Source organism: Xylanibacter brevis P6B11 (assembly GCF_000621825.1).
Classification (GTDB): domain Bacteria; phylum Bacteroidota; class Bacteroidia; order Bacteroidales; family Bacteroidaceae; genus Prevotella; species Prevotella brevis.
This window is the reverse complement of record NZ_JHXG01000006.1, coordinates 189,513-211,224: the sequence shown is the minus strand read 5'-3', so window position 1 is coordinate 211,224 and position 21,712 is coordinate 189,513. Positions and strand designations below refer to the sequence as shown.

Sequence of the window (21,712 nt, the reverse complement as noted above, 5' to 3'; positions counted from 1 at the left end):
AAAAGACCTTGAGACTCGTCATAACACCCCCTCATGACCTCATGAACGGGGTCTTCGTCGGTGGTGCAACTGACAAATTGTCAACTATCAATTGTCAACTATCAATTGTCAACTATCTAAGATTATGAAGAAGAATCGTATTATTGAGCTTGTGGTGAAGGTAGCAGTAGCCGCACTCACAGCCTTCCTGACGGCGCTGGGAACCACCAGCTGCATGGGACACGGACCGATTTGATGGTTCATGGTGAAGGGTTCATGGTGAAGGGTTGTTTTCAACTCGCTATCCAACCTTGAACCGAAGTGGGTGAAGAGTCCTGCGGGCAATGTGCTTGCAGGGCTCTCTTCGTTTCGTTTAAACCGACATACGCGATGAGTTAGGACGCCCACGAATGGAACGAATTGAACGAATGGGAGCCTTGCCACAGCCCTGTGATGTTCCTATTGCTCTGCAAGTCGGCAAGGCAGCAGGTGAACGACATCACTCATCCGAGAAATCAAAGTGCCTGTCCCTTGTGATTCTCAAACTGTGCATGTTCTCATGGCAGGAATAGACCAATCGTCGCCTTTTTAACTTTTCTTTGTTTTTTTTTTTTGAAATTAACGGCAGAAGTATTAACTTTGTACGCTAAATCTGTGCAACGGATTTTACGACGTATTCAGATAAGATAATTTGTTAACTAATAAACGATAGTATATGACAACAAAAAAGAGACTTTACGAGAAACCGACGATGAAGGTCGTCAAGTTGCAACACACCGGCATGCTCATGACGAGCGGACATGTGCAGGCCACAATGAAAGGAGAGTGGGAGGAGGAGGACATCTGATGGCTCCCGCCGCAATCCGAGTATTAACAATTAAAAAAGAAGAAGAACAATGCAGAAAAAGAATATCTTCAAGGCCCTGGCCGCAGCCATGCTGATGCCCGCCATGCTGCTGACCACCGCTTGCAGCAGCGAGGACGATTTAGTCAACAACGAACCGACCGCCAAGAAAGGCTACGCCCTTCCTGTGACAGTGAACGTAACCCGTCAGGGCGATGACGCCGGCACCCGCGCCACGTTTGATGGCAGTAAGCTTAACTTCAGCGCAGACGACAAGCTGTTTGTGTATGGTAAATATGCAACTGGCTCTAAATCTTTTGCCGGCGCGCTGGATTATGTGTCTGAAGGAACATTCAGCGGCACCATCTATGCCCAAGATAATACTTACAGCACATACGACGCGCTTTTCACAGCTGCTTCTGCAGAAGATAATCTCACCGCCACCCTGCTGCCTTATAACTACGAGAGCACGGGCTTTTTATCTATTGACAACAAAAATACTACAGATATAGCTTATGACGATAGACTAACAGTTTCTTTTTCGAATGCTTTTGTTGCCTCAGAGACTGCAAAGGCAACAGGCGTAGAGCAATTAAGTCTTGAGCAAGCATCTACTTACAGCAGTGGCTTTGCCCTGAACCCCGAAAATGCCATCCTCAACTTCACCATCTCCGGCTTGGCGGCTGGTGCTAAGGACGTGTCATTACAGATACGCGATGGATTACATTATACTGTAACAGGAAGCGTGACTCCCAATGCTTCGGGCGTTGCCACATTTGCCGTAGGCGTACCCGTTGGTGCAAATATAAAAGATACGGAAAACAACCTGACCGTGGGTAGTAGTAATTTAACCCTTCCCAGCAGCACAACGTTCGCCGCCGGCAAGATTTACAACATCGCGAGGAACGCTATTCCCGGTGCCCTTATCGGCCAGTTCAGCGTGAGCGCTACAAAGAAGGTGTATTTCTCGAAGGGCAACCTGCAGGCCACCTACGATGGCTCTGCATGGACTTGGGCCTTCGCAGCAAACCAGTGGGATTATATCGGCAATGCTGAAGGAAATACCAAGGTTACTGACGCTTCTCCGTATGTATCAGATTACAGCGGTTCTTCAACCACCGTTGACCTCTTCGGCTGGGTAGGTGAATCAAGTAACTTTACTGGTGTAGCTCAGTATGGTATAACTTCCTCAACCACCCTCAATAGCGAAGACGGCTACGGCAATGGCATCGACGAAATTCTGAAGAGCGACTGGGGCGCAACTATGGGCTCAGGTTGGTGCACACTGTCTAAAGATGAGTGGCGTTATTTGTTCAATAATCGCAGTGATGCTGCAGACAAGTATGGTTTTGCTACTGTCAATGACGTACACGGCATCATTATTCTTCCTGATGCGTTTGTCGATCCAAAAAAGAACAACGGTTCAAATGCTTTTGTAGGCTCCACCATAGATTGGGATGCCAACTTATACACTGCAGAAAACTGGGCCCTGATGGAGAAAAACGGTGCAGTGTTCCTGCCAGCTGCTGGCTACCGCGATTGGGACGGGGGGAACGATGCCGGCGACCGCGGCTACTACTGGTCTTCTTCGGCCTACGGCGATGAAAACGCTGACTATGCTAACTATGTGTACTTCAGTTCGTCCGACTTTATCGAAGACGACTACACCGACCGTTACAACGGCCATTCTGTGCGCCTCGTTCGCCCGGTGCAGTAGCGGGATCATGGTTGGTCACGGGGACGGTCCTCAGTTGACCTGTCCCTGAGATTCAAGTCCCTATGTAAAATAAAAGCCACCCCTCACGGGATGGCTTTTTCTTTGATTGTTTACCACTGCTCGTCGGTAGTATCAGTCGGATAGACTTGTACCGATGCTTGTAACAGATACTGTCGGTTTTCAAAGAATCACGAGGTCAACTGATACAACTCCTTAGCGTGAATCAAAGTTCCTGTCCCCCTGATTGTTGGGAACCACCAGCTGCATGGGACACGGACCAATTTGATGGTTCATGGTGAAGGGTTCATGGTGAATGGTTGTTTTCAACTCGCTATCCAACCTTGAACCGAAGTGGGTGAAGAGTCCTGCGGGCAATGTGCTTGCAGGGCTCTCTTCGTTTCGTTTAAACCGATATACGCGATGAGTTAGGACGCCCACGAACCTTTAGCTCGACGGAGTCAATTGAACGAACCTTTAGCTCGACGGAGTCAATGGGAGCCTTGCGAGGCTCCTTTTTTTATATCAAGAATTAGAGAATTAGAGAATTATTATAACAAGCTATATTCATGGTTGGAATTGAAGAGAATGAATAGAATATTTTTGCAAAGCAAAAACTTAATTGCAAAATTCTCTAATTCTCTAATTCTTGATTAATTATAATGCCTCAGAGCCATTCTTGGCTTCAAAATCCGTGCTATCCGTGCAATCCGTGTGAGATAAAAAAACATACCGCTTTGCGATGATTAAACAGATTAAGCAGATTCGCCGCCTGCTGCGGCATAAGACGGGCACACAGATTCCGTGGATTACACAGATTTTTTGAGCCTTGGACGGCTCTTAGGCGCTTTTATTGCTGCGCAAGAAATCTATCACAATCTTATTTTAAATCTTAGGGCAAAGCCCAGAAATGGTTGAGCCTTGCGAGGCTCTGGGCTGACGCGGTGTTCGCAAATAAAAGAAAAAGCACCTACAAAATCTTTGTAAGTGCTTGATTTTTAGTGTGGACCAGCTTGGGCTTGAACCAAGGACCTCCAGATTATGAGTCTGTTGCTCTAACCAACTGAGCTACAAGTCCAATTACAGCGTGCAAAGGTACAAGTAATTTGCGAATTATCCAAATTTTTTATGTAAAAAGACGTAAATAATAGTGGGGAAGTGCCTTTGAGGCTGGTGCCTCGCAGGGTGCTCTCATTCGGAAAATTGCAAATTCATTTGCATTTTTGCTCGCTTATTCGTACCTTTGCAGCATAATGAAAACGATATTTTATCCTGATCAGTCGCTGAACGATGGGGCTTATGCAGCCACCGTTGGCTTCTTCGATGGCGTACACCAGGGACACCAATACTTGATTGGACAGCTGAAAGAGGAGGCTGCCCGCATGGGGCTGCGCACCATGGTGGTCACCTTTGAGCGTCATCCGCGCCAGGTGGTACATGGCGAGTGGAAAGCCGAACTGTTGACACCACTGCACGAGAAGCTGAAACTGCTGAAAGCTACGGGCATCGACACGGTGGTGGTGCTGCGCTTCAACAAGCAGATGGCGGCATTCTCGGCTTTTGCCTTTATGAGTGAGGTGCTGAGCAAGGCGCTACAGGTGAAACTGCTGCTGACGGGCTATGACAACCGCTTCGGCCATGACCGCAGCGAGGGCTTCGAAGACTATCAGCGCTATGGACAGACGCTTGGCATGGATGTGCTGGCTGGAAAGCCACTGACGGTCAACGGGCAGACGGTGTGCTCATCGCTGGTCCGCGAGTTGCTGCACGAAGGTCGCGTGAAGGAGGCTGGCACGCTTCTGGGGCGTCCTTATTCGCTTCAGGGCACGGTGGTCCATGGCGAACAGATTGGGCGCCACCTGGGATTCCCCACGGCCAACCTGCAGACCGACGACCCGCAACAGCTACTGCCAGCCAATGGCGTTTACGCCGTGAAGTGCTGGGGGCAGCATCCAGGTATGATGAACATTGGCATGCGTCCCACCTTTGACGGCCAGCAACGCACGGCCGAGATTCATTTGTTTGACTTCTCTGACGATATCTACGGCCAGCCATTGACTGTTGACCTGATAGACCGCTTGCGCGACGAGCAGCACTTCGAGAATGCAGAAGCTCTGAAACAACAGATGCACGAAGACGCTATACGAACAAAAGAAATTCTAAACATACGATGATGACAAATAAACTAGGATGGTTGAACGCTGTGGGCTATGTTGTGATATTCTTAGCCTTACAGTTGATTGTGTCGGGAGTTGTCTCCTTTGGCTACGGCCTCTATGCTGGCCATCAGGCTGGCGAGTTGCCCAGCGTAGTCATGCTGATTAATATGATCCTGTTTGCTGTGGCAGGCATAGCCTTGTTCATGGGGACAGGGTGGACCAAGGTGTCGCGCCAGTATCTAGAGTCGCGCCCTGCTGGCGTGCTCTTCTGGTGTGTGCTAGCGGCATTGGGAGCCATCATCCCCTCTATGTTCCTGCAAGAACTGATGCCAGAATGGCCTGAAGCCATACAGCGATACGTTGAACAGGTAGAGCAGATGGGCGCCCAACTGATGAGTATAACGGGTGGCTACTTTGTGATCTGCCTGTTGGCACCTGTTGCCGAGGAAGTCGTGTTTCGCGGTGCCGTGCTGCGCACGCTGCTGAACTGGAAGCCCGAGCATCGTTGGCTCATGATCACATTCTCGGCCCTGTTGTTTGCCGTAGCCCACATGAATCCCGCCCAGTTCCTCCATCCGTTCCTTATCGGATTGCTGATAGGTTGGATGTACGAGCGTACGGGCAGTCTGATGCCAGGCATCATCTACCACTGGGTCAACAATACAGCTGCTTACCTGCTGTTCAGGGCTTATCCTTCGCCCAATATCAAGTTGATAGATATCTTTGGCAGTCAGCCCACCAAGGAGCTGCTGGCCGTGGTTTTCTCTATGTTTATCCTGATGCCCGCATTGTTCCAGCTACAACATAGGATGAAGAAGTAAAAATAACGCCCCCCTCCTAACCTCCCCAAGGGGGAGAAAATGGCCCCAGCCCTCCCCGAGGAAGAGGGAGTTTTTTGAGTGGAAAAAGAAAAAGCCATCCGTCGCTCTCGACTGGATGGCTTTATTCTTTCAAATATGTGAAACTTCACAGCTTCACCCATTGTTTTAATTTTAATGATTATTTATATAGAGAAAGCATAGAAATGTTCTATTCCAAATAGCCCGTGGACTGCTTCATCAGCGAGTCGCTGGCCAGCGAATCTACCTTCAGGTCGGCCATGGCCGGGTCGCTGGTGGAAACGCGGTACTGGGCAAAGTCAGACTCATCGACCCATGTATTGTCCTCTTTGAACGACTGGTCGAGGGCGCCTGCGATAGTGATGACCACAGCCACCACGGCAGCCGCACGGAAGAAGGGACGCATGCGCTCGGTGAGGCTGATGCTACGTGCCTTCACCTGTACGCGCTCCTCAGTCATCTGCAGCATGCGTGCGTCGAAGTCGTCACCCAGCGTCTCTTCTGGCTCCAGGGCAACAAAGAGCTCTCTATACTGACGTAGGTCGGCAGGCAGTTCCTGCTCGTCCTGCTCGAAGAAAGCCTTCAGAATCTGCTCCTCCTTCAAGGTTGTTTCGGCCTCGAAGTAACGGTTCAGCAGCTGTTCGATGTACTTATAGTCCATATTGTTCTTCTTGAGTGAATTTCTGTTTAATAGTTTGACGGGCGCGGAAGATGTTGATCTTCACTTGCTGTTCGCTGATGTCCATCACGGTGGCAATCTCTTTATAGCTTTTTCCCTCGACATCTCGCAGCTGCATGCAGGTGCGTTGTTTCTCGGGCAGTTGTTCCATCAGCTGTCTGACGCGTTCCACTCTGTTGCGTTGCACCATTTGTTCTTCTGGGTTGGCGCTGTACGAGTTGTCGGGTGCGTCATGGTTCCCGTCTTCGAGAGATGCGTTCTGGTTTTCCATTCGTTTCTGATGGTCGAGTGCCACATTTCGGCATATTGTCAGGCAGAAAGCCTCTATCGACTCTATCTCGTTCCACCGATCACGTCGGTTCCAGACTTTTATCATGGTTTCCTGCACCACATCTTCGGCATCAGCCCTGTTGAGAGTGATGCGAAGTGCCAGGCGGAAGAGCTCATTCTTCAGCGGCAACACGTGGGTGCGAAAACTGATTTCTTTCATCCTCTCTATTATATTAAGACGACTGACTGATAGAAAAGTTACGGCAAAGTTACATTTTTTTTTCGAAAAAGAGACCTATTGCCCTAGTTTTTGCACTTCCAAGAAAAGTAACCCTATCGTTTTCTTAGAGAAAAGTGCCACTTTACACAAGGAAAAGTGCCACTATTCCCATCGAATAGCGGCACTTTTCTTATCGTTTAATACCAGGTATTAATAACCAGCGTTCTGTTTCCAGTTGGTGTTCACATCAAGAGTAGCCTGTGGAATGGGGAATATACGACATTCCTTGTCGAAGCGAGCTGTTGGGAAGCCATGACGGTGGAAACCGTATTCATCCTCGAAATGACCGAAACGAATCATGTCGTTACGACGCCAGTTCTCATCGAACAGCTCACGACCACGCTCATCATAGATATCATCCAAAGTAGGAGTACCATTAAATCGAGGAGCATGAACGTAATCACGAATCTGGTTCAGCAGGCTCTGTGCTGTTTCGCCATTAGTGGCAGTAGCGCCACGAGTAATAGCCTCAGCCTTCAGCAACAGCATATCAGCCAGACGGAAGATTGGCAAGTCATTAGACTGGTTACGATCGTTGATAAAGTCCTCACGAACTACGAAGTACTTGACTGACTTATAGCCCTGGCTCCAACCCTTAACATCCTTACCAGTATTCAGCGTAGCGCAATCAACAGGATAGATTGAAGGATCTGCAATACCATCAGCCCACTCAATATAGTGTGCGTTGCTCTCAGCATCAGTATACTTTAGGCGGATAGTCTTGTCGAGCGTAACCTCCTCACCATTATATTTATAAGGTGTAGTGGTCTTAGCGAAAGTCGTAGGATCAAACATATAGATCTTGCCTGCAAGGATATTCTCCTGACGATCGTCAGTAGGCAGAGCCATCAGCAGATCAGCGAACTCAGGTGTAATAGAGAAGTTACCACCAGTAGATTTGCCGATATCGGTACCGAAGTAACCAGGTCCGCCCTGACCGTCATTACGTCCCTGACGCCAAATGCGTGGACGAGCGTACTGGAAACCCTGAGCTGTGATGGCATCGTAAGGCATTGCATAGATAAAGTCCTTAATCTGAACGCCATTGTTAGGCCAGAACTTTGAACGATAGCCATCCGAGCCTTCTGAGATACTGAATTTACCACTTGCAACGATATCGTCAACCAGAGCAACTACATCATCCAAGTGTTCGTTGCTATAAGCAGCAGCGTCATACTTTGTCACATCCTCGGCAGTATAGACAGGCCAGTTGATATACAACTTAGCCAATAGAGCCTCTGCAACATACTTCGTGGGCTTGCCATAGGTGGACAAGTCAACATTTGTCGGCAACAAAGGAATGATTGTCTTCAACTCACTCTCAATCCATTTAGTCACATCTGCGCGAGGAGCACGATCCACTTGTTCGCCCTCAGCAAAAACACGGTCCAGGATTGGAGAATCACCAAAGCAATCCACCAGAATCCAAGTAAAGTAAGCGCGCATGAAACGTGCCGAAGCAGTAGCATTATTCTCTTCACCACCCATGCTCAAGATAACCTTGTTGGCATCTACTATAGCACCAGTCACATTTTTATACCAGTCAAAACATGCGCTGGTAGCGGTGAAGTTGTGCAGTGAATTCTGAGCATAGATACCATCATCAGAATAGTCGCCATCAAAGGAAATACCAATCCACTCATCGCTTGACAGCGCTTGAGCTTCCATATATCGACGACCCAATGTGCCAAGCAGTTCGTAGTACACACTGGCCATCTGAGCCTCAACTGCCTCCTCAGTGTCGGGATAGGCTGTAAACTGAGCCTCAGGAGTGACATCCAAGTCACTACAGCTGGTCAAAACCGTGCTTGTTGCACAGCAAACGGAACCAGCAAGGAGGAAATATTTTATGCTATTCTTAGTCATAATCGTAATTTTTAGAAGTTAATCTTAGCACCAAACATGAATGAGCGAGTGTGAGGATAGAAGGTCTCACGATAATCGATACCAGGAGTCAGACCACCAAGGTTGACTTCGGGGTCGATACCATCGTAACCAGTAATGGTCAACAGGTTGTTGCAGGTAGCATAGAGCTGTACGCTCTGTGCCCAACCATCAAGATTCTTGAAGGTGTAGCCCAGTGAGAGGCTTGACAAACGCAGATAGCTACCATTCTCCAGATACTTGTCGCTGGGAATATGAGCATTAGCATCAGCCTTCCAAACAGGATCATTAATAACTTCAGAAAGAACGTTCTTACCACCAGCAAGGTGTCCCTGGAAGCTATAGTGTGCCTTTGTAGCATTCAAGATCTTGTTACCAATCACACCCTGGAAGAAGGCTGTGAGGTTCCAGTTCTTATAGTTCAGTGTATTGTTCCAACCATAAACCAACTTTGGCTGAGCGCAGCCAACCTTGGTCTTATCCTCATACTTAGGACTAGAGGTTACCCAGTTACCATTGGCATCCTGATAGGTATCAGCCTGAATATTGCCAGAAGCATCCTGATGCTTTGTAATGTCATGAACAAAGAATACAGAGTTACCGTTGGCGTCATAGCCTGCATGCTGATAGGTCCAGAATGTACCGAGAGGCTCGCCCTCCATGATACGCTGTGTATTAGCATTTGAAGAGATACCACCGATGTTGGGGTTACCCTCGTCAACATAATCTACAGAATACAGAGCGTTTGACAACTTTTCAACGGTATTCTTGTTGTGTGACAGGTTAATCGTGGTCTGCCACTGGAAGTCCTTCGTCTTCACAGGAGTAGCATTCAAGTTCAACTCAATACCCTTGTTACTAATGTCACCTACGTTAGCACGAATCCAATCCAAAGGATAAATATTGGTAGAAACAGCGTAGTTCCAAATCAGGTCAGAAGTCTTCTTGTTATAGTATTCAATGCTACCGTTGATGCGGCCACCCAGGAATGCGAAGTCGATACCTACGTTGAACATGGCAGTACGCTCCCACTTCAATTTGGGGTTACCGTTGTTCTGTGCAGAGATGCCATACATGGTCTTAGAAGTTCCATCAGGCAGGATGTACTCAAACGATCTGCCATTCAGACCAAAGGTTGTGATAGCGTCATAAGCACCAAAGCCCATAGCATTACCGCTGACACCATAACCCAGACGAAGCTTCAACTGGTCGAAGATATTCTGATCCTTCATGAACTCCTCCTCTGTGATGTTCCATGCTGCAGATACAGAGGGGAAGGTACCCCACTTATGGTCAGCACCGAATACAGAAGAACCGTCACGACGGATTGTAGCCTGCAACATATAGCGGCTGTTGAACGAGTAGTTCACACGACCATAGAAAGAGATGTTACGAATCTGCGACTTTGAAGAACCGGTTACATCGCTGATACCATTGATATTGTTAGCATAGCGCAAGTTCCAGAAACTAGTCTCATCGTTATAGAAGTTATTAACGGTAACACCAAAGCCATCACCATCCTCACGCTCTTCCCAAGAATAACCAGCCATCAAGCCAAGCTTGTGAATATCGTTGAAGGTTACATCGTAGTTACCATAGGTCTCGAAGGTCTGGTTGTGACGCAGATAAGTATCACGATGGGCACGACCATCAAAGCCCTTGTTCATCTGAGTCTGATGAGACTCATACCAGCTATAGGTGTTCTGACCACTGTCGTAAGAATAGTTTGCATGCCATACCAATCCGTCGATAATCTTCAACGAACCTTTGGCAATGTATTGCAGACGGCGCCATTCATTCTGATTGCTGTCCTCATAGATCATTGACAGGGGGTTATAGTTGGCAGAACCAATATAGCTCTCATACCATGTGCCATCAGCATTGCGAACGGGGTTGGTAGGAGAATAATAGTTCATGGCATCAAGCACACTCATACCAGCATCGCCACCAGTAGAAACGCGCATAGGCACGCCCTTGAACTTACCCTGCATAGCATTCACGCCCAGAGAAATCTCTAAACGATCCTTCAGCAGGCTACTGGTCAACAACGTACGAGCATTCACACGGTTCATACCTGTGCCGAGAACCACACCCTGACGATTCATGTAGTTGACAGAGGCCATATACTTGGTCTTCTGATTTCCACCACTGATACTTACGTTATGGTTGTGGCTTACACCTGTGCGCAGCACCTCGTCCTGCCAGTCGGTATCACCACCGCCATCCTGTGCAGGTGTCAGCAGACCGCTGTTACGCAGTTCGGTTGCAGAAGCCATATCAAGAGTCTTCAGTACCTTATCCAAAGCTACATAAGCATTGTATGTGATATTTGTCTTACCCTCTCTTCCGCTCTTCGTGGTGATGATGATCACACCATTGGCAGCCTTAGAACCATAGATAGCTGTTGCAGAAGCATCGCGCAGCACGTCGATACTCTCAATATCATCGGGAGCTACCATCGAGATGTCAACACCAGGGATACCGTCGATGACATAATAAGGAGACATGGCAGCACCTTCACGCAGAGAGCTGACACCACGAAGGGTGATTGAAGGTGAACCATTGGGGTCACCGCTAGATGTGACGGTCAGGCCAGCCACCTTACCTTGCAGCATCTGTGCGGGATCGGTGAACACACCCTGGTTCAGGTCCTTAGCCTGCACGGTGGTGATAGACGAGGTCACGTCCTTGCGGCGCATGGTGCCATAACCTACTACTACCACTTCGTTCAGCAGCTTGTTGTCTTCTTCCAGTTTAACAGTCATGCCGTTGCGTGCTGCCACCGTCTTCTTGGTATAACCGATATAGGTTATGTCCAAGCGCGCGCCCTGTTTCACAGAGATCGCAAACTTACCATCAGCGTCGGTCACCGTACCATTGGTAGTACCTGTTTCCACAACGCTTACGCCGATAAGAGGTTCACCCTTACCGTCCTGTACAGTACCGGTGATGCGCTGCTGTGCCCAGGCCATGGTGCTGACCATCATAAGCAAAGCAAGCATCAGCACTCGGCTGAATGTTTTTTGTACGTTTTGCATAAAGTTAGTTTTTTAGGGTTAGTGATAAAAAAATTATTTATTGATAAAAGCGTTTTCTGTCATCACGGGGCAGTCGGTGGCCCACAACTGCTGATCTACAGCCAGGAAGCCTTCGCCCTTGCAGGGGCGTTTATCTATGAACAGTTGAGGGTTCTGGCCTTGCAAGCGACCAGAGGTCGAGTGGAGAGCAGCACATTTTGAGTTCTGTTTGATGCGCACGTTGTTGAAGTAGATGTCCTTCACCTTGCCCGCCACGTCGCCACCTACGAAGCATACGTTGGGGCTGGTGGCGGTGATGTTGCTGAAGCTGATGCGGCTCACCTCGCCACAGCGACCTTCGGTCTGGCCCTTGGGGAAGCGCCAGTTCTGATCCTTATGGTTGCCGTTGGCGCGCGGATAGCTGGTCACATAGATGGGTTCGGCCTTGCCCCACCACACGTCGCTCCACAACTGCAGGTCCATCTGGATGTTCGCGAAGGTGACGTCGGTCACGGTGCCCTCGTCGCGGTTCTGGATGCCCAGTCCGCGGTTAGAGCGAGTGATGATGCAGTTGGCAAATGAGACGTTGTAGATGGAGTCCATGTTCTCGCTACCTATTTTAATCGCGCACGAGCGCGAGGCCATCACGCAGTTGCTGACCACGATGTCGTGGCAGGGCCCGTACTCGGCAAACTCCCTGCGGTTTTTCAGACAGATGCAGTCGTCGCCACTTGTGATGTGGCAGTTAGCGATGCGCACATGGCGCGAGTGGTCCAGGTCAATGCCGTCGCCATTGCGAATCTTCAAGTTGTTCAGCAGGTTGATGCCGTCGATCACGGCGCCGTCGCAGCCTATCAGGTGCACCGTCCAGTAGGCGCCCTCGCAGATGGTCACATCGCGTATCAGCAGGTTGCGGCAGTCGGTCAGCGTCAACACGTGCGGACGCGGGTCAAAGGTGGGGTCGGCCAGTGGCTTCAGCTCGTAGCTGTCGCTCAGCTCAGCGCCCATAAAGCGGATGCCGTTGCCATGAATGGTGCCACGGCCGGTGATGGCCAGGTTGTCGGCACCGCGGGCATAGAGCCACAGCATACCCTCGCCTCGGTTCTCGCCGAAGGCACTCAGGTGATAGATAGATTCATCGGGATTGGCTATCAGCATGGCGGTAGCCTCGAGGTGCAGTTCTACGTTCGACTTCAGTTCCACAGGACCGGCCATAAACGTGTGTCCGCGGCGCAACAGCACGCGTCCGCCACCGTCGGCAGCGCATCGGTCTATGGCTTTCTGTAGTGCGACAGCATCATCTGTCAGGCCATCACCCTTAGCTCCAAAGAGTAGAGGGTCGTATGTTTCTTGCGCATGCATGACTAAGGCCATGAAGAGCAAAAGTATTATGGTATGTGTTCTCATAAATACCATCTTTAAGATGGAGTAATAGTTGATGTAGTTTTTAGTTTGGGACAAAGATACACTTTTTATTTAAATTGACAAAACATTTGCAATTTTTTTTCGAAAAAAATTCGTACCTTTGTCGCATAAAGGACTAAAACTATCAAATAAAATGAGGAAAATACTAGTATTGTTGGCCGCCTTTATCATGACAATGCCTATGGCGGCACGCGACAAGAGAAGGCTGCCCATGAACGATCGTGAGTACTGGTGCATTCAGGCCCAGAGAATGGCTGAGCCCGTGCTCAAGAACATGGCGCAAGGCCAGTTGCAGAAGAACATGCAGACGGAGTTCTCGCCATCGTTTGACAATCGCAACCGCAAGGTGGTGTATATGGAGACCTTTGGCCGACTGATGGCGGGCATCGCCCCATGGCTCGCACTGCCCGACGACAGCACTCGCGAGAGCCAACAGCGCCAGCAGTTGCGCAAGTGGGCGCTGGCTTCGTATAAGAACAGCGTGGACCCCAAGTCGCCCGACTATCTGTGTTGGGGCGTGTCGGGCCAGAACCTAGTGGACGCCGCCTATATTGCAGAGTCGTTCATCCGTGCCTATGATGCCCTGTGGGTGCCACTGGACAAGGTGACCAAGGAGCGCTACATCACGGAGTTCAAGAAGCTGCGCAAGATAGAACCGCCCTACACCAACTGGTTTCTCTTCTCCAGCATCATCGAGAGCTTCATTGCCAAGGCTGCCGGACTCAGTGAGTATGACGACTACCGTGTGATGACCACCATCCGCAAGGTGGAGGAGTGGTACGTGGGCGACGGCTGGTATGCCGATGGTCCCGTGTTTGCTTTCGACTATTACTCCAGCTATGTCTTCCATGCCATGTATTTGGAGACGCTGCAGAACATGATCGACGCCAAGGCCAACACGCGTCTGGAGTATCAGAAATACTACGACCGTGCCTTGAAACGTGCTCAGAAGTTCAGCATCATCCTGGAACGTTTCATCTCGCCCGAGGGCACCTTCCCCGTGATTGGTCGCTCTACGCCCTATCGCATGGCAGCCATGCAGCCGCTGGCGCTGATGGCATGGTATCAGACGCTGCCCAAGGAGCTCAGCAACGGACAGGTGCGTGCGGCCCTGACCAAGGTGATGCACCGCATGTACGACCAACAAGACAACTACAACAAGGGTGGGTTCCTCACCATTGGCTTCTGCGGTCACCAGCCCGAAACGGCCGATTGGTACACCAACAACGGCTCGCTCTACATGACCAGTCTCTCGCTGATGCCACTCGGTCTGCCTGCCGACCACGACTTCTGGACAGCTCCTGCCGAGCCATGGACTCAGGTAAAGGCATGGAATGGTGAAGCTTTTCCCAAGGACCACCGCTGGGCTGACGACATCATCACCAAAGACCGCTGGTAAATTTTGGCCAAAATTTAATAAATAATGGCCAGAATTTTTGAAATTCTGGCCATTATTGTTTTTTATCCGCAATACCTTGCTGCACAAACTGCATCTTTCTTTTGCTTTCAACTCATACTTTCATCTGTCACTAACGCTTCCATTGATAAAGGAAACTGCCAATGGCAAGGACAATGATTAGTAGTGTCACGATGAATGCCCATATATTGGTGACACGAGAAGTGGCAGTAATAGTGAAGGAACCAGGAATGAGGCGTTCGCCACTAAGGCGATAATGAATTACCTCTCCGTCATATTCACCCATACCAGCATCAACAATAGTGCCTGGCATCTTTAGGTCGTAGGTTGTGAAGAAAGAGAAAAGCTGTGCATAACCTTCTGGTCCCTCGTCGCAAGACTTAAGAAACGATGAGTAGCTTTCAGAGTGGAACAAACTATCAAGCACATTGACGCCATTCTTCCATACAAAGCCGTCGTTTGCATTCAGCACACAAGGGAGCATGACCAGCGAGTCGCGCATACTGATGAAACGTTCCTTGCTGACAGGCGGGTTTTGGATACTGTCATAATGTGCAATGATCACGTTGCAAGTCTCAAAGAAACAGTTGGCATTACTCCACTGACATACCTTTGCATCAATATCGTCAAGCATTTCCTTTAACTCGGCACCGCTAAGATTGCGCGTCAGATCGGGCTGGCCAGTGAACCAATAAGCAGCTGTGTCGGCAGAAAGGAAACGGGTGAGGGGAACGGGAAAGACTGGAGCCCCATCATAGACAAACGTCTCGCTAAATGTATAGTCCGTGTAGAACCACTTGAAGCTTTTCTCCAGAGTGCTCTTAGCCTTTATGCCTTCTACCTTCACAAGATGAGAGTTCTCTGGCCTATATAACTGAGCGCTCATATCGTTGACACTCTCATACTCCTTCTTCACGTGAACCATCAGCATATTGTCCAGCGTATCATTGGGAGCCGTCGCTTGTATGCTATCCCATTCCGCGTCTTTCAGAGGGACGAGATGGCGCTGCTCATGTTCGCCAACTGACCAACTGCGCTCCCAGCTCTTGTCAACGATACTGTCATAGTCCTCTTCCAACGGAATAGCCAGCAACTGTCGCGTGGAGTGAAAAGTGTACTCACGGGCGCAGGATCCGTCCTCATTGATGACCGTCAGCATGCGATCATCTTTATTGTTGCACGATGCTGCAAGCAGTATCAGCATCGCAGCAGGTATTATTTTACTGTTGATTTTCATAAAGCCTCTTTTTGATGACACTATAGGTCTTGGGATGTTTTTGTCTATGTTCTATGTAACACTCATACAACTCCTTTGGAGTTCCAACTTTACAGTAGCGGCCAAGATGTTGCTCGCGGGCAGCTGACCGGTCTTTGGCTGTATTCCAGACATGCGTCTCTGGCACTTTCTGAAGCCAGAAGAACATACCAACCAAGTAAACTGCAGCCGTTGACAGAATAATACGCAGAGCCATTATAACCTTTCGTCGTGCCGCAGAGACCATTGCCGCAACCGAAGTCTTCGGAATGCCAGTCTTTTCTGCAATCTCCGCTATGGACAGATCTTCCATATGTTTCATCTCAAAGAGTTGTCGCTCGCGTGGTTTCAACTGCTCCATTGCTTCCGACAGCATCTGCTGCATGTCCTCAGCCTCCAGCAACGCCTCCGGGGAACCATCGGACTCTAACCGCTGCAACGCTAGTATGTCTATCTCTACGCTTCGCCGTCGCTTTCTGTTGAGACTCACACAGCAGTTCTTCGCTACCCTCACAGCCAATGCCTCTACGTTGCGCACAGCATCAATATGCTCACAATAGCCCCATAGCAGCGCCATCGTTTCCTGTGCCACGTCCTCTGCATCTGCTCTGTTGCCGAAAAAGTCAAGACCGACCTTCAGCACTCTCTGGCGCAACGCCACCGCTATATGTTCGAATTCTGTGCGAGTCATACAACTATAATACGCAGAAAGCAGTGAAATATTAAGTTGGAAATACAAGAATCATAAAGTTCACCACTTAACAAACTGCCAAACGGTGAACCTTTTATACTATTTTCTGCTAACCTTCAGATATCCTCTGAGTGCTTTAACATAAGTCTCGAAAGCCTTTATACCATTGTCCGTAATGCGACAGATGGTACAAGGACGCTTGCCCTTAAAGGTCTTTTCCACTTCAATATAGCCCGCCTCTGAAAGTTTGTCCACCTGCACACTCAGATTACCTGCCGTAGCTCCTGTCTGCTCCTTGATATAAGTAAACTCGGCTTCTTCGGCACTGATAAGTAGCGACATCACAGCCAGTCGCAACTCTGCATGCAACAATGGATCTAATGGTTGGAACGGCATAGGCTATTTTTGTTTTATAAGCATCCAGCCTGGGAGCGTCAGGCCAATAAGTGCAAAGAAAAATATAGTTGGGCATGGTCGGACGGAATACCAATAGCCAACAGTCAATGGTGAAGAAAAATAATCTATGAGCATTACAAAGACACCAATAGAATCACCAACACCAACAAGCAAGCCAGCAATGATACCAAACCACACCAGCCAACGACTTTTCAGAATATGACCTGTTATACTTGTAGCCATTGACATTAGCAATACGATAACAGACGATATTGAGATATAGGCAACACGATATCTATCAGGAGGGCATATATGTCCCATGACAATATTCCAGATATTGCCAAAGAGAAAGACTCCAAGTGCAAAGAAAGCAAATGTCCACCAAGTTTTTCCAACCAACCTCCCCACGAGACTTACGGGAACTTCTTCTTTATGTATATTACGTATAGCCAGCCAAATGACAACTGGCAACAAGAACCATAAGAGGTGTCCCAAGGGATTAAAACCATTGCTTCCCGCAATAATATTGATGATTGCTACTACAACGGCCATCCCCATCGTATAGAGGCCTGATACAAAAAGCGCCTGGCCTACATGTTTAGATACCGTCTTGCGACTTTGAGCAATCTGTTCTGCGATTATTTCCAGACTACGCTCTGCAGTCAATTCCATGTATTCATTCATTGATTTTTTGTTTTTAATGACTTTAGAAAATGTTGATTAACTCTCATTTGCGCCCCATCTTTCCTCCTGCAGAAAGGAAGGACAAGGCACAATTCATCCGGATTGCGATGCAAATATAAATAAGTTTATAACATAAACCAAATTACGACACAGATTTCTTGCTTCTGAAAGCATAATTTAACAATTCAGAGAGCATTATATAGTCTTGCAATAAGCAAATATGCCATTCACTTTTCCTTTATTATTTTAAAGAAATCATCAGAAAAGGATTTTTCTGCCAGAAAAAATTATAGCTATTATTAAACAAATTATAGCTATAATTGCGAGAATTATAGCTATAATTTATTTTAAACCCACAAAGTATTGCTACGTAAAAGTTGTCTTATCGGAGTGCAAAGAAGTTGTCGGTATAGACTGCTTCCTGTACTTTCTGCAGACCAGCCTCATCGTTGGTCACAGTAATCTTCTCACCATTCTGGAGCACAGCCTCGATGGTACCGTCGGCATTGAAGCGGAAAAGTTCCTTGGTGATGCCGTTCTGCTGCATAGACCAAGAGTCGTCCTTATCGTTGTGGATGAAGTAGGTCACCTCGCCGGTAGGAGCCTTGATCTCATAACCATTCTTCAGGGTCTTCACAGCATAGAAGCGACCGTCCTGTCCCTTTACCTGCTGGATGGTGTTCACTGCCATAGGATTGCTACCGGTCCAGAACTCGATGGTGTTCAGCACTACAGCATCAACGAAGCAGCAAATAGGAGCAACGATAGGCTGAAGAATCAGACCTACAATACCATTCACAAACTTGTTGCTTGTCATGTTGCACTGCCACTTTTCATAACCATTGAAAAGACTGAAAGAACCGATACAAGAGCTGCACAGGAATGAACCTGAAAGCAAGATAGCAGCTACCTTCAAACTGATTTTCTTCATAATAGTAATTGGTTTAATAGTTTTACAATCGTGGACAAAAGTACGAAAAACTTTCGTTCCCGCAAAACAATTCTAAGAAAATCTCGCAATAAGCTGGGCGAAAAGGGGATTAGCCTGCAGAATGTTGGGATTACCCACCATGAGCATTTGCCGGCGGGCACGCGTCAACGCTACATTCAACTTGCGATCCACCAAACTGCCATCCACATCGGTATAGCTGTTGTTGGTAAGGAAGTCCAGCTGATAACGACGACTTACCGTAAACGAATAGATAATAACCTCACGCTGCGAACCCTGATAGCGCTCCACAGTATCGATGGTAACATCGGCAAAGGCCTCATCATCGCCTATGGCCTGACGAATAGCTGCTATTTGGTTGCGGTAGGGCACAATGATGCCTACGGTCTTCTTGACATCAAAGCGATTGCCATAGAACCGGCGGATGCGATGCAGCAGATCGGCCACCAACTGTGCTTCGTCGGTATTCGACTTGGGCGAACTGAAAGGATGTTGAGGAACCACTGGCAGAAAGAGCATGCGGCGCTCCTTCAACAGCTCGTCGAGCGCATCTTCAGCAGGTAGGTCATAGTCAAGCGAGCCCTCCAGCTGATGCTTCAAGGGCACAGGCTGTAACTGCTCACGGGTGTAGAACATCGCTGACGGGAACTGTGCCACCTCGGGGTGCATGCGCCCCTGATGGTTCAGCGTGCCAATAAACTGCGTGCGACCTTGAGAGCACTCCCAGCGATAGAGGCGCTCAAAAAGCGACTGACGACAATCGCTGATGCCTATGCCACGCAGTTCCTCACTATCAACGGCAGCCTGTTCGGCCGTCTGTTGCACCACGGCAGGCAACTGCTTATGGTCACCTATCATCACAAAGCGGTCGATATCTACGTTACTCAGCAGACCAATAATACTGGGTTCGAGAATTTGTGATGCCTCATCGATGATAGCCAGAGAGAAATGGCGCCCTGCCATCAGGAACGGACGGGCTTGCATCATCGATGTGGTGCCCGTGACGATACGCTCCTCGTCTGCCAGTCCGGCATCCTGAAGCATGGCACGAATCTCGTCAACGGCACGGTTGGTATAAGCCATGAGGAGAATGGAGGACGAAGAAGTACTCGAGAGTTCCTCTTCCACCATGAAGCGCAGGGCCATCGAGGTTTTGCCTGTACCCGGAGGACCTACCAACAGGAAATAGTCACGAGCCTGCTTAGCACGCAACAGAATATCATCATAGTGCGGATGATAACTTGTAGAGAGCAACAACGAGGCATCAGCTATGGGCTCTCGCTGCCCTAAGAGCAACTGTCTGCGATGAACGGGAGCTATCACAAACTGATAAAGACCACGTATCTGACTATTGGTTCCCACATCGCTGCCGCCATGTTCGATAGCCCAATGAGTAGATGAGACGGGGAAGATATCGGGATTCTGCTGTCCATCGTTCAGGAGGACAACCAGTACACCATTCTTGATGTCCTGCAACACACCCTTATAGAGAATGCTCTCTCGCACATCGGGCTCCGCCTTGTACTGATAAAGATAGACCATATCGCCCACACGGAAGTTGATGGGTGCATGAATGGCTTCACCAGACAATTGCAGGGTAATCACATCGAAACCGCCATCATCGCAGGAACGCTGACGATCAACAACGGTGAGGTCAGTATAGATATTACCCGTTTCGCGCTTCTCACTCAAGGGCATCTGCCAAAGATCGCTGGTGGCGCCACCCTGTCCTTCCACCACGCCCAACTTCTGACACTGCTGCTCGCGATAGACAAAGGTCATCATGCGCTCAAAGTAGGCACGTTCCAAAGCATTGAGAGACGACAGTTGAGAGTTGAGGTTTTGTAACGAGGGCGCCACAAAACGATGGAAGAAGCCATCCTGCGGCACACCTTTATAGATAATATCGGCATTCAGCAGCGGCAGGATGCGTCCGAAGCCATCGCGGGCGATAAGCAGTTCGGTGGCAACAATCTGGTTGCGCAGGCGGATGGCCTCACGAAACAAGGTGCGATAATAGTTGACCACTACCAGACCTTTGGCTGCGGGATAGCGGGAATAGAGCAGGCGGGTGTCCACCTGACGGTCGCTCTTGCCGAAGTTATAGCGCAAAATACCATAATAGAGCAACAGTTGCACGTAGTGGTTCTCCAACTGCATGCCGTGGGCATCGTGGCTCTGATACTCTATCTTCATGTTTTTGCCCGACTTCTGTTCCACCAGCAACTGCATGTCGGCAGTCATCAGGTCGACTCGTCCCTGCAATCCCAGTCGCTCACAAATGAACGAAGGCTCGAGCAAAGCCTGTTGTGGTGCCAACACCGCCACCGCCTCGCGGATGTTCTGCATCTGTAGGGCTGCCGCCTGTTCAAACTTCTCCTGATCGAAGTCCTCACAAGCACGAATGCGGTCGGCCTGCTCTCGATAGGAACGCTGCAAGGACTGTTGCAAGGTGACGTCGGGATGATGGATAACATCATCGAGCGCCGTACCTGCGAAGTTTCCCAAGAGAGTGGCTTGCGTGTTGGACTGCGGCTTCAACCGGTTGACGGTATAAAGCAATGGGTGATGGCCATAGGCAGTGAAACAGGCAGCCAGTGAAGAGATATCCAATAGAAAATCGGGCTCAACGACAATGACCTGAGGCGTTATGACCTGTGCATCGCCATGACAATCCAGCAAGTTGAGCTGCATACCCTCGCGCAGCACCTTTTTCAGATAGCCGAAGTCGCGACCATCCTCTGTATTGCCATAGTCTATGTGGAGTTCACCCTCATCGGCATCAGCCACGATGACATAGTCGTCAAACGAACGTACAATGCAACGGATATACAGTTTGTTGACCTTCAAATGCTCAGACTGCGGCTTGCCGTTGGCAGGCAGCAGGCGAAGCAACGAACCAGGCACATCGGCCACAAAGACGCGGGAGATGTAACGAGCCACAGTCCGCAGGTCGTAAAGCCAGTCGTCGGCAGCAAGTGGTTCCGACTGATTGGAATGGCGACGAGCCGTCTGGATGGCCTGTGTCTCTGCACGACTGACATGCAACTGCTTGCAAACCCAGTCTATCTGTGAGAAAAGGTTACCAAAGGTACCACCCTGCTGTCGACACCCTTCGGCAGAAGCAAGGACCAACAGCTCATGCATCTGACGTATGGCCGGCCCCGAAGGGTCGGTCATAGCCAGTTCTGCACATATCTGAAACAATTCGCTTGCTTCCATTCCTGTTA

Annotated in this window: 17 protein-coding genes and 1 tRNA gene; 6 read left to right on the top strand and 12 right to left on the bottom strand. The window is 49.1% G+C overall.

The window, feature by feature from the left end:
• Positions 1-124 precede the first annotated feature (124 nt).
• The 3 genes from T496_RS14830 to T496_RS0102415 all read left to right on the top strand — a co-directional run bounded on the left by T496_RS14830 (position 125) and on the right by T496_RS0102415 (position 2,540).
• Positions 125-235, top strand: a complete 111-nt coding sequence (locus T496_RS14830) for a smalltalk protein (RefSeq protein ID WP_155808606.1) — start codon at positions 125-127, stop codon at positions 233-235.
• Positions 236-694: 459 nt separating this feature from the next.
• Positions 695-826: a hypothetical protein gene (locus T496_RS15280; RefSeq protein ID WP_262499082.1), complete on the top strand. Its 132-nt coding sequence runs from the start codon at positions 695-697 to the stop codon at positions 824-826.
• 49 nt (positions 827-875) lie between these two features.
• The gene (locus tag T496_RS0102415; protein ID WP_027449336.1) at positions 876-2,540 is read left to right on the top strand and encodes a hypothetical protein; all 1,665 of its coding nucleotides are present in this window, start codon (positions 876-878) and stop codon (positions 2,538-2,540) included.
• Positions 2,541-3,541: 1,001 nt separating this feature from the next.
• Here the strand turns inward: T496_RS0102415 and T496_RS0102405 are convergent.
• Positions 3,542-3,615 (bottom strand) — tRNA-Ile (locus T496_RS0102405).
• 175 nt (positions 3,616-3,790) lie between these two features.
• Between T496_RS0102405 and T496_RS0102400 the strand changes: the two genes are divergently transcribed.
• Together T496_RS0102400 and T496_RS0102395 are read left to right on the top strand one after the other, a co-directional pair.
• Entirely contained in the window at positions 3,791-4,711 is a 921-nt protein-coding gene (locus tag T496_RS0102400; protein WP_027449335.1) for a bifunctional riboflavin kinase/FAD synthetase, read from the top strand.
• On the top strand, positions 4,708-5,517 hold the full coding sequence (locus T496_RS0102395; RefSeq protein ID WP_027449334.1) for a CPBP family intramembrane glutamic endopeptidase: 810 nt from the start codon (positions 4,708-4,710) through the stop codon (positions 5,515-5,517). The genes T496_RS0102400 and T496_RS0102395 overlap by 4 nt, the downstream gene beginning before the upstream one ends.
• A 208-nt stretch (positions 5,518-5,725) precedes the next feature.
• Here the strand turns inward: T496_RS0102395 and T496_RS0102390 are convergent, their stop codons facing one another.
• The 5 genes from T496_RS0102390 to T496_RS13255 all read right to left on the bottom strand — a co-directional run bounded on the left by T496_RS0102390 (position 5,726) and on the right by T496_RS13255 (position 13,039).
• The gene (locus tag T496_RS0102390) at positions 5,726-6,196 is read right to left on the bottom strand and encodes a hypothetical protein (protein WP_027449333.1); all 471 of its coding nucleotides are present in this window, start codon (positions 6,194-6,196) and stop codon (positions 5,726-5,728) included.
• On the bottom strand, positions 6,186-6,704 hold the full coding sequence (locus T496_RS0102385) for an RNA polymerase sigma factor (protein WP_027449332.1): 519 nt from the start codon (positions 6,702-6,704) through the stop codon (positions 6,186-6,188). Before T496_RS0102385 ends, T496_RS0102390 begins: the two co-directional genes overlap by 11 nt.
• Before the next feature lie 210 nt (positions 6,705-6,914).
• Entirely contained in the window at positions 6,915-8,630 is a 1,716-nt protein-coding gene (locus T496_RS0102380; RefSeq protein WP_027449331.1) for a RagB/SusD family nutrient uptake outer membrane protein, read from the bottom strand.
• A gap of 11 nt (positions 8,631-8,641) precedes the next feature.
• A complete protein-coding gene (locus T496_RS0102375; RefSeq protein ID WP_027449330.1) occupies positions 8,642-11,686 on the bottom strand; it encodes a SusC/RagA family TonB-linked outer membrane protein in 3,045 nt (1,014 codons plus the stop codon).
• A gap of 33 nt (positions 11,687-11,719) precedes the next feature.
• Entirely contained in the window at positions 11,720-13,039 is a 1,320-nt protein-coding gene (locus tag T496_RS13255) for a glycoside hydrolase family 28 protein (RefSeq protein WP_231477983.1), read from the bottom strand.
• 220 nt (positions 13,040-13,259) lie between these two features.
• On the opposite strand from T496_RS13255, the gene T496_RS0102365 reads away from it, so the two are divergent.
• Positions 13,260-14,489 (top strand): DUF2264 domain-containing protein, encoded by a 1,230-nt coding sequence (locus T496_RS0102365; protein ID WP_394331334.1) that lies wholly within the window; start codon positions 13,260-13,262, stop codon positions 14,487-14,489.
• A 130-nt stretch (positions 14,490-14,619) separates the two neighbouring features.
• Here the strand turns inward: T496_RS0102365 and T496_RS0102360 are convergent, their stop codons facing one another.
• From T496_RS0102360 to T496_RS0102335, 6 genes are all read right to left on the bottom strand, one after another.
• Positions 14,620-15,744: a hypothetical protein gene (locus T496_RS0102360; protein ID WP_155808604.1), complete on the bottom strand. Its 1,125-nt coding sequence runs from the start codon at positions 15,742-15,744 to the stop codon at positions 14,620-14,622.
• Positions 15,728-16,453, bottom strand: coding sequence for an RNA polymerase sigma factor (locus tag T496_RS0102355; protein ID WP_027449327.1), 726 nt, complete (start codon positions 16,451-16,453; stop codon positions 15,728-15,730). The genes T496_RS0102360 and T496_RS0102355 overlap by 17 nt, the downstream gene beginning before the upstream one ends.
• Positions 16,454-16,552: 99 nt before the next feature.
• Entirely contained in the window at positions 16,553-16,849 is a 297-nt protein-coding gene (locus tag T496_RS0102350; RefSeq protein WP_027449326.1) for a winged helix-turn-helix domain-containing protein, read from the bottom strand.
• 3 nt (positions 16,850-16,852) lie between these two features.
• A complete protein-coding gene (locus T496_RS0102345) occupies positions 16,853-17,533 on the bottom strand; it encodes a hypothetical protein (RefSeq protein ID WP_027449325.1) in 681 nt (226 codons plus the stop codon).
• A 382-nt stretch (positions 17,534-17,915) separates the two neighbouring features.
• On the bottom strand, positions 17,916-18,464 hold the full coding sequence (locus T496_RS0102340; protein WP_027449324.1) for a DUF3332 domain-containing protein: 549 nt from the start codon (positions 18,462-18,464) through the stop codon (positions 17,916-17,918).
• A gap of 72 nt (positions 18,465-18,536) precedes the next feature.
• Positions 18,537-21,704 carry a DEAD/DEAH box helicase gene (locus T496_RS0102335; protein WP_044110470.1) on the bottom strand — a complete coding sequence of 1,056 codons (3,168 nt, stop codon included), beginning with the start codon at positions 21,702-21,704 and terminating at the stop codon, positions 18,537-18,539.
• Positions 21,705-21,712: the final 8 nt, after the last annotated feature.

What these genes read in the sequence shown, in the direction of transcription:
- T496_RS14830 (WP_155808606.1), top strand. Translation starts at nt 125, where the DNA reads ATGAAGAAGAATCGTATTATTGAGCTTGTGGTGAAGGTAGCAGTAGCC.
- T496_RS15280 (WP_262499082.1), top strand. Translation starts at nt 695, where the DNA reads ATGACAACAAAAAAGAGACTTTACGAGAAACCGACGATGAAGGTCGTC.
- T496_RS0102415 (WP_027449336.1), top strand. Translation starts at nt 876, where the DNA reads ATGCAGAAAAAGAATATCTTCAAGGCCCTGGCCGCAGCCATGCTGATG.
- T496_RS0102400 (WP_027449335.1), top strand. Translation starts at nt 3,791, where the DNA reads ATGAAAACGATATTTTATCCTGATCAGTCGCTGAACGATGGGGCTTAT.
- T496_RS0102395 (WP_027449334.1), top strand. Translation starts at nt 4,708, where the DNA reads ATGATGACAAATAAACTAGGATGGTTGAACGCTGTGGGCTATGTTGTG.
- T496_RS0102390 (WP_027449333.1), bottom strand. Translation starts at nt 6,196, where the DNA reads ATGGACTATAAGTACATCGAACAGCTGCTGAACCGTTACTTCGAGGCC.
- T496_RS0102385 (WP_027449332.1), bottom strand. Translation starts at nt 6,704, where the DNA reads ATGAAAGAAATCAGTTTTCGCACCCACGTGTTGCCGCTGAAGAATGAG.
- T496_RS0102380 (WP_027449331.1), bottom strand. Translation starts at nt 8,630, where the DNA reads ATGACTAAGAATAGCATAAAATATTTCCTCCTTGCTGGTTCCGTTTGC.
- T496_RS0102375 (WP_027449330.1), bottom strand. Translation starts at nt 11,686, where the DNA reads ATGCAAAACGTACAAAAAACATTCAGCCGAGTGCTGATGCTTGCTTTG.
- T496_RS13255 (WP_231477983.1), bottom strand. Translation starts at nt 13,039, where the DNA reads ATGGCCTTAGTCATGCATGCGCAAGAAACATACGACCCTCTACTCTTT.
- T496_RS0102365 (WP_394331334.1), top strand. Translation starts at nt 13,260, where the DNA reads ATGACAATGCCTATGGCGGCACGCGACAAGAGAAGGCTGCCCATGAAC.
- T496_RS0102360 (WP_155808604.1), bottom strand. Translation starts at nt 15,744, where the DNA reads ATGAAAATCAACAGTAAAATAATACCTGCTGCGATGCTGATACTGCTT.
- T496_RS0102355 (WP_027449327.1), bottom strand. Translation starts at nt 16,453, where the DNA reads ATGACTCGCACAGAATTCGAACATATAGCGGTGGCGTTGCGCCAGAGA.
- T496_RS0102350 (WP_027449326.1), bottom strand. Translation starts at nt 16,849, where the DNA reads ATGCCGTTCCAACCATTAGATCCATTGTTGCATGCAGAGTTGCGACTG.
- T496_RS0102345 (WP_027449325.1), bottom strand. Translation starts at nt 17,533, where the DNA reads ATGAATGAATACATGGAATTGACTGCAGAGCGTAGTCTGGAAATAATC.
- T496_RS0102340 (WP_027449324.1), bottom strand. Translation starts at nt 18,464, where the DNA reads ATGAAGAAAATCAGTTTGAAGGTAGCTGCTATCTTGCTTTCAGGTTCA.
- T496_RS0102335 (WP_044110470.1), bottom strand. Translation starts at nt 21,704, where the DNA reads ATGGAAGCAAGCGAATTGTTTCAGATATGTGCAGAACTGGCTATGACC.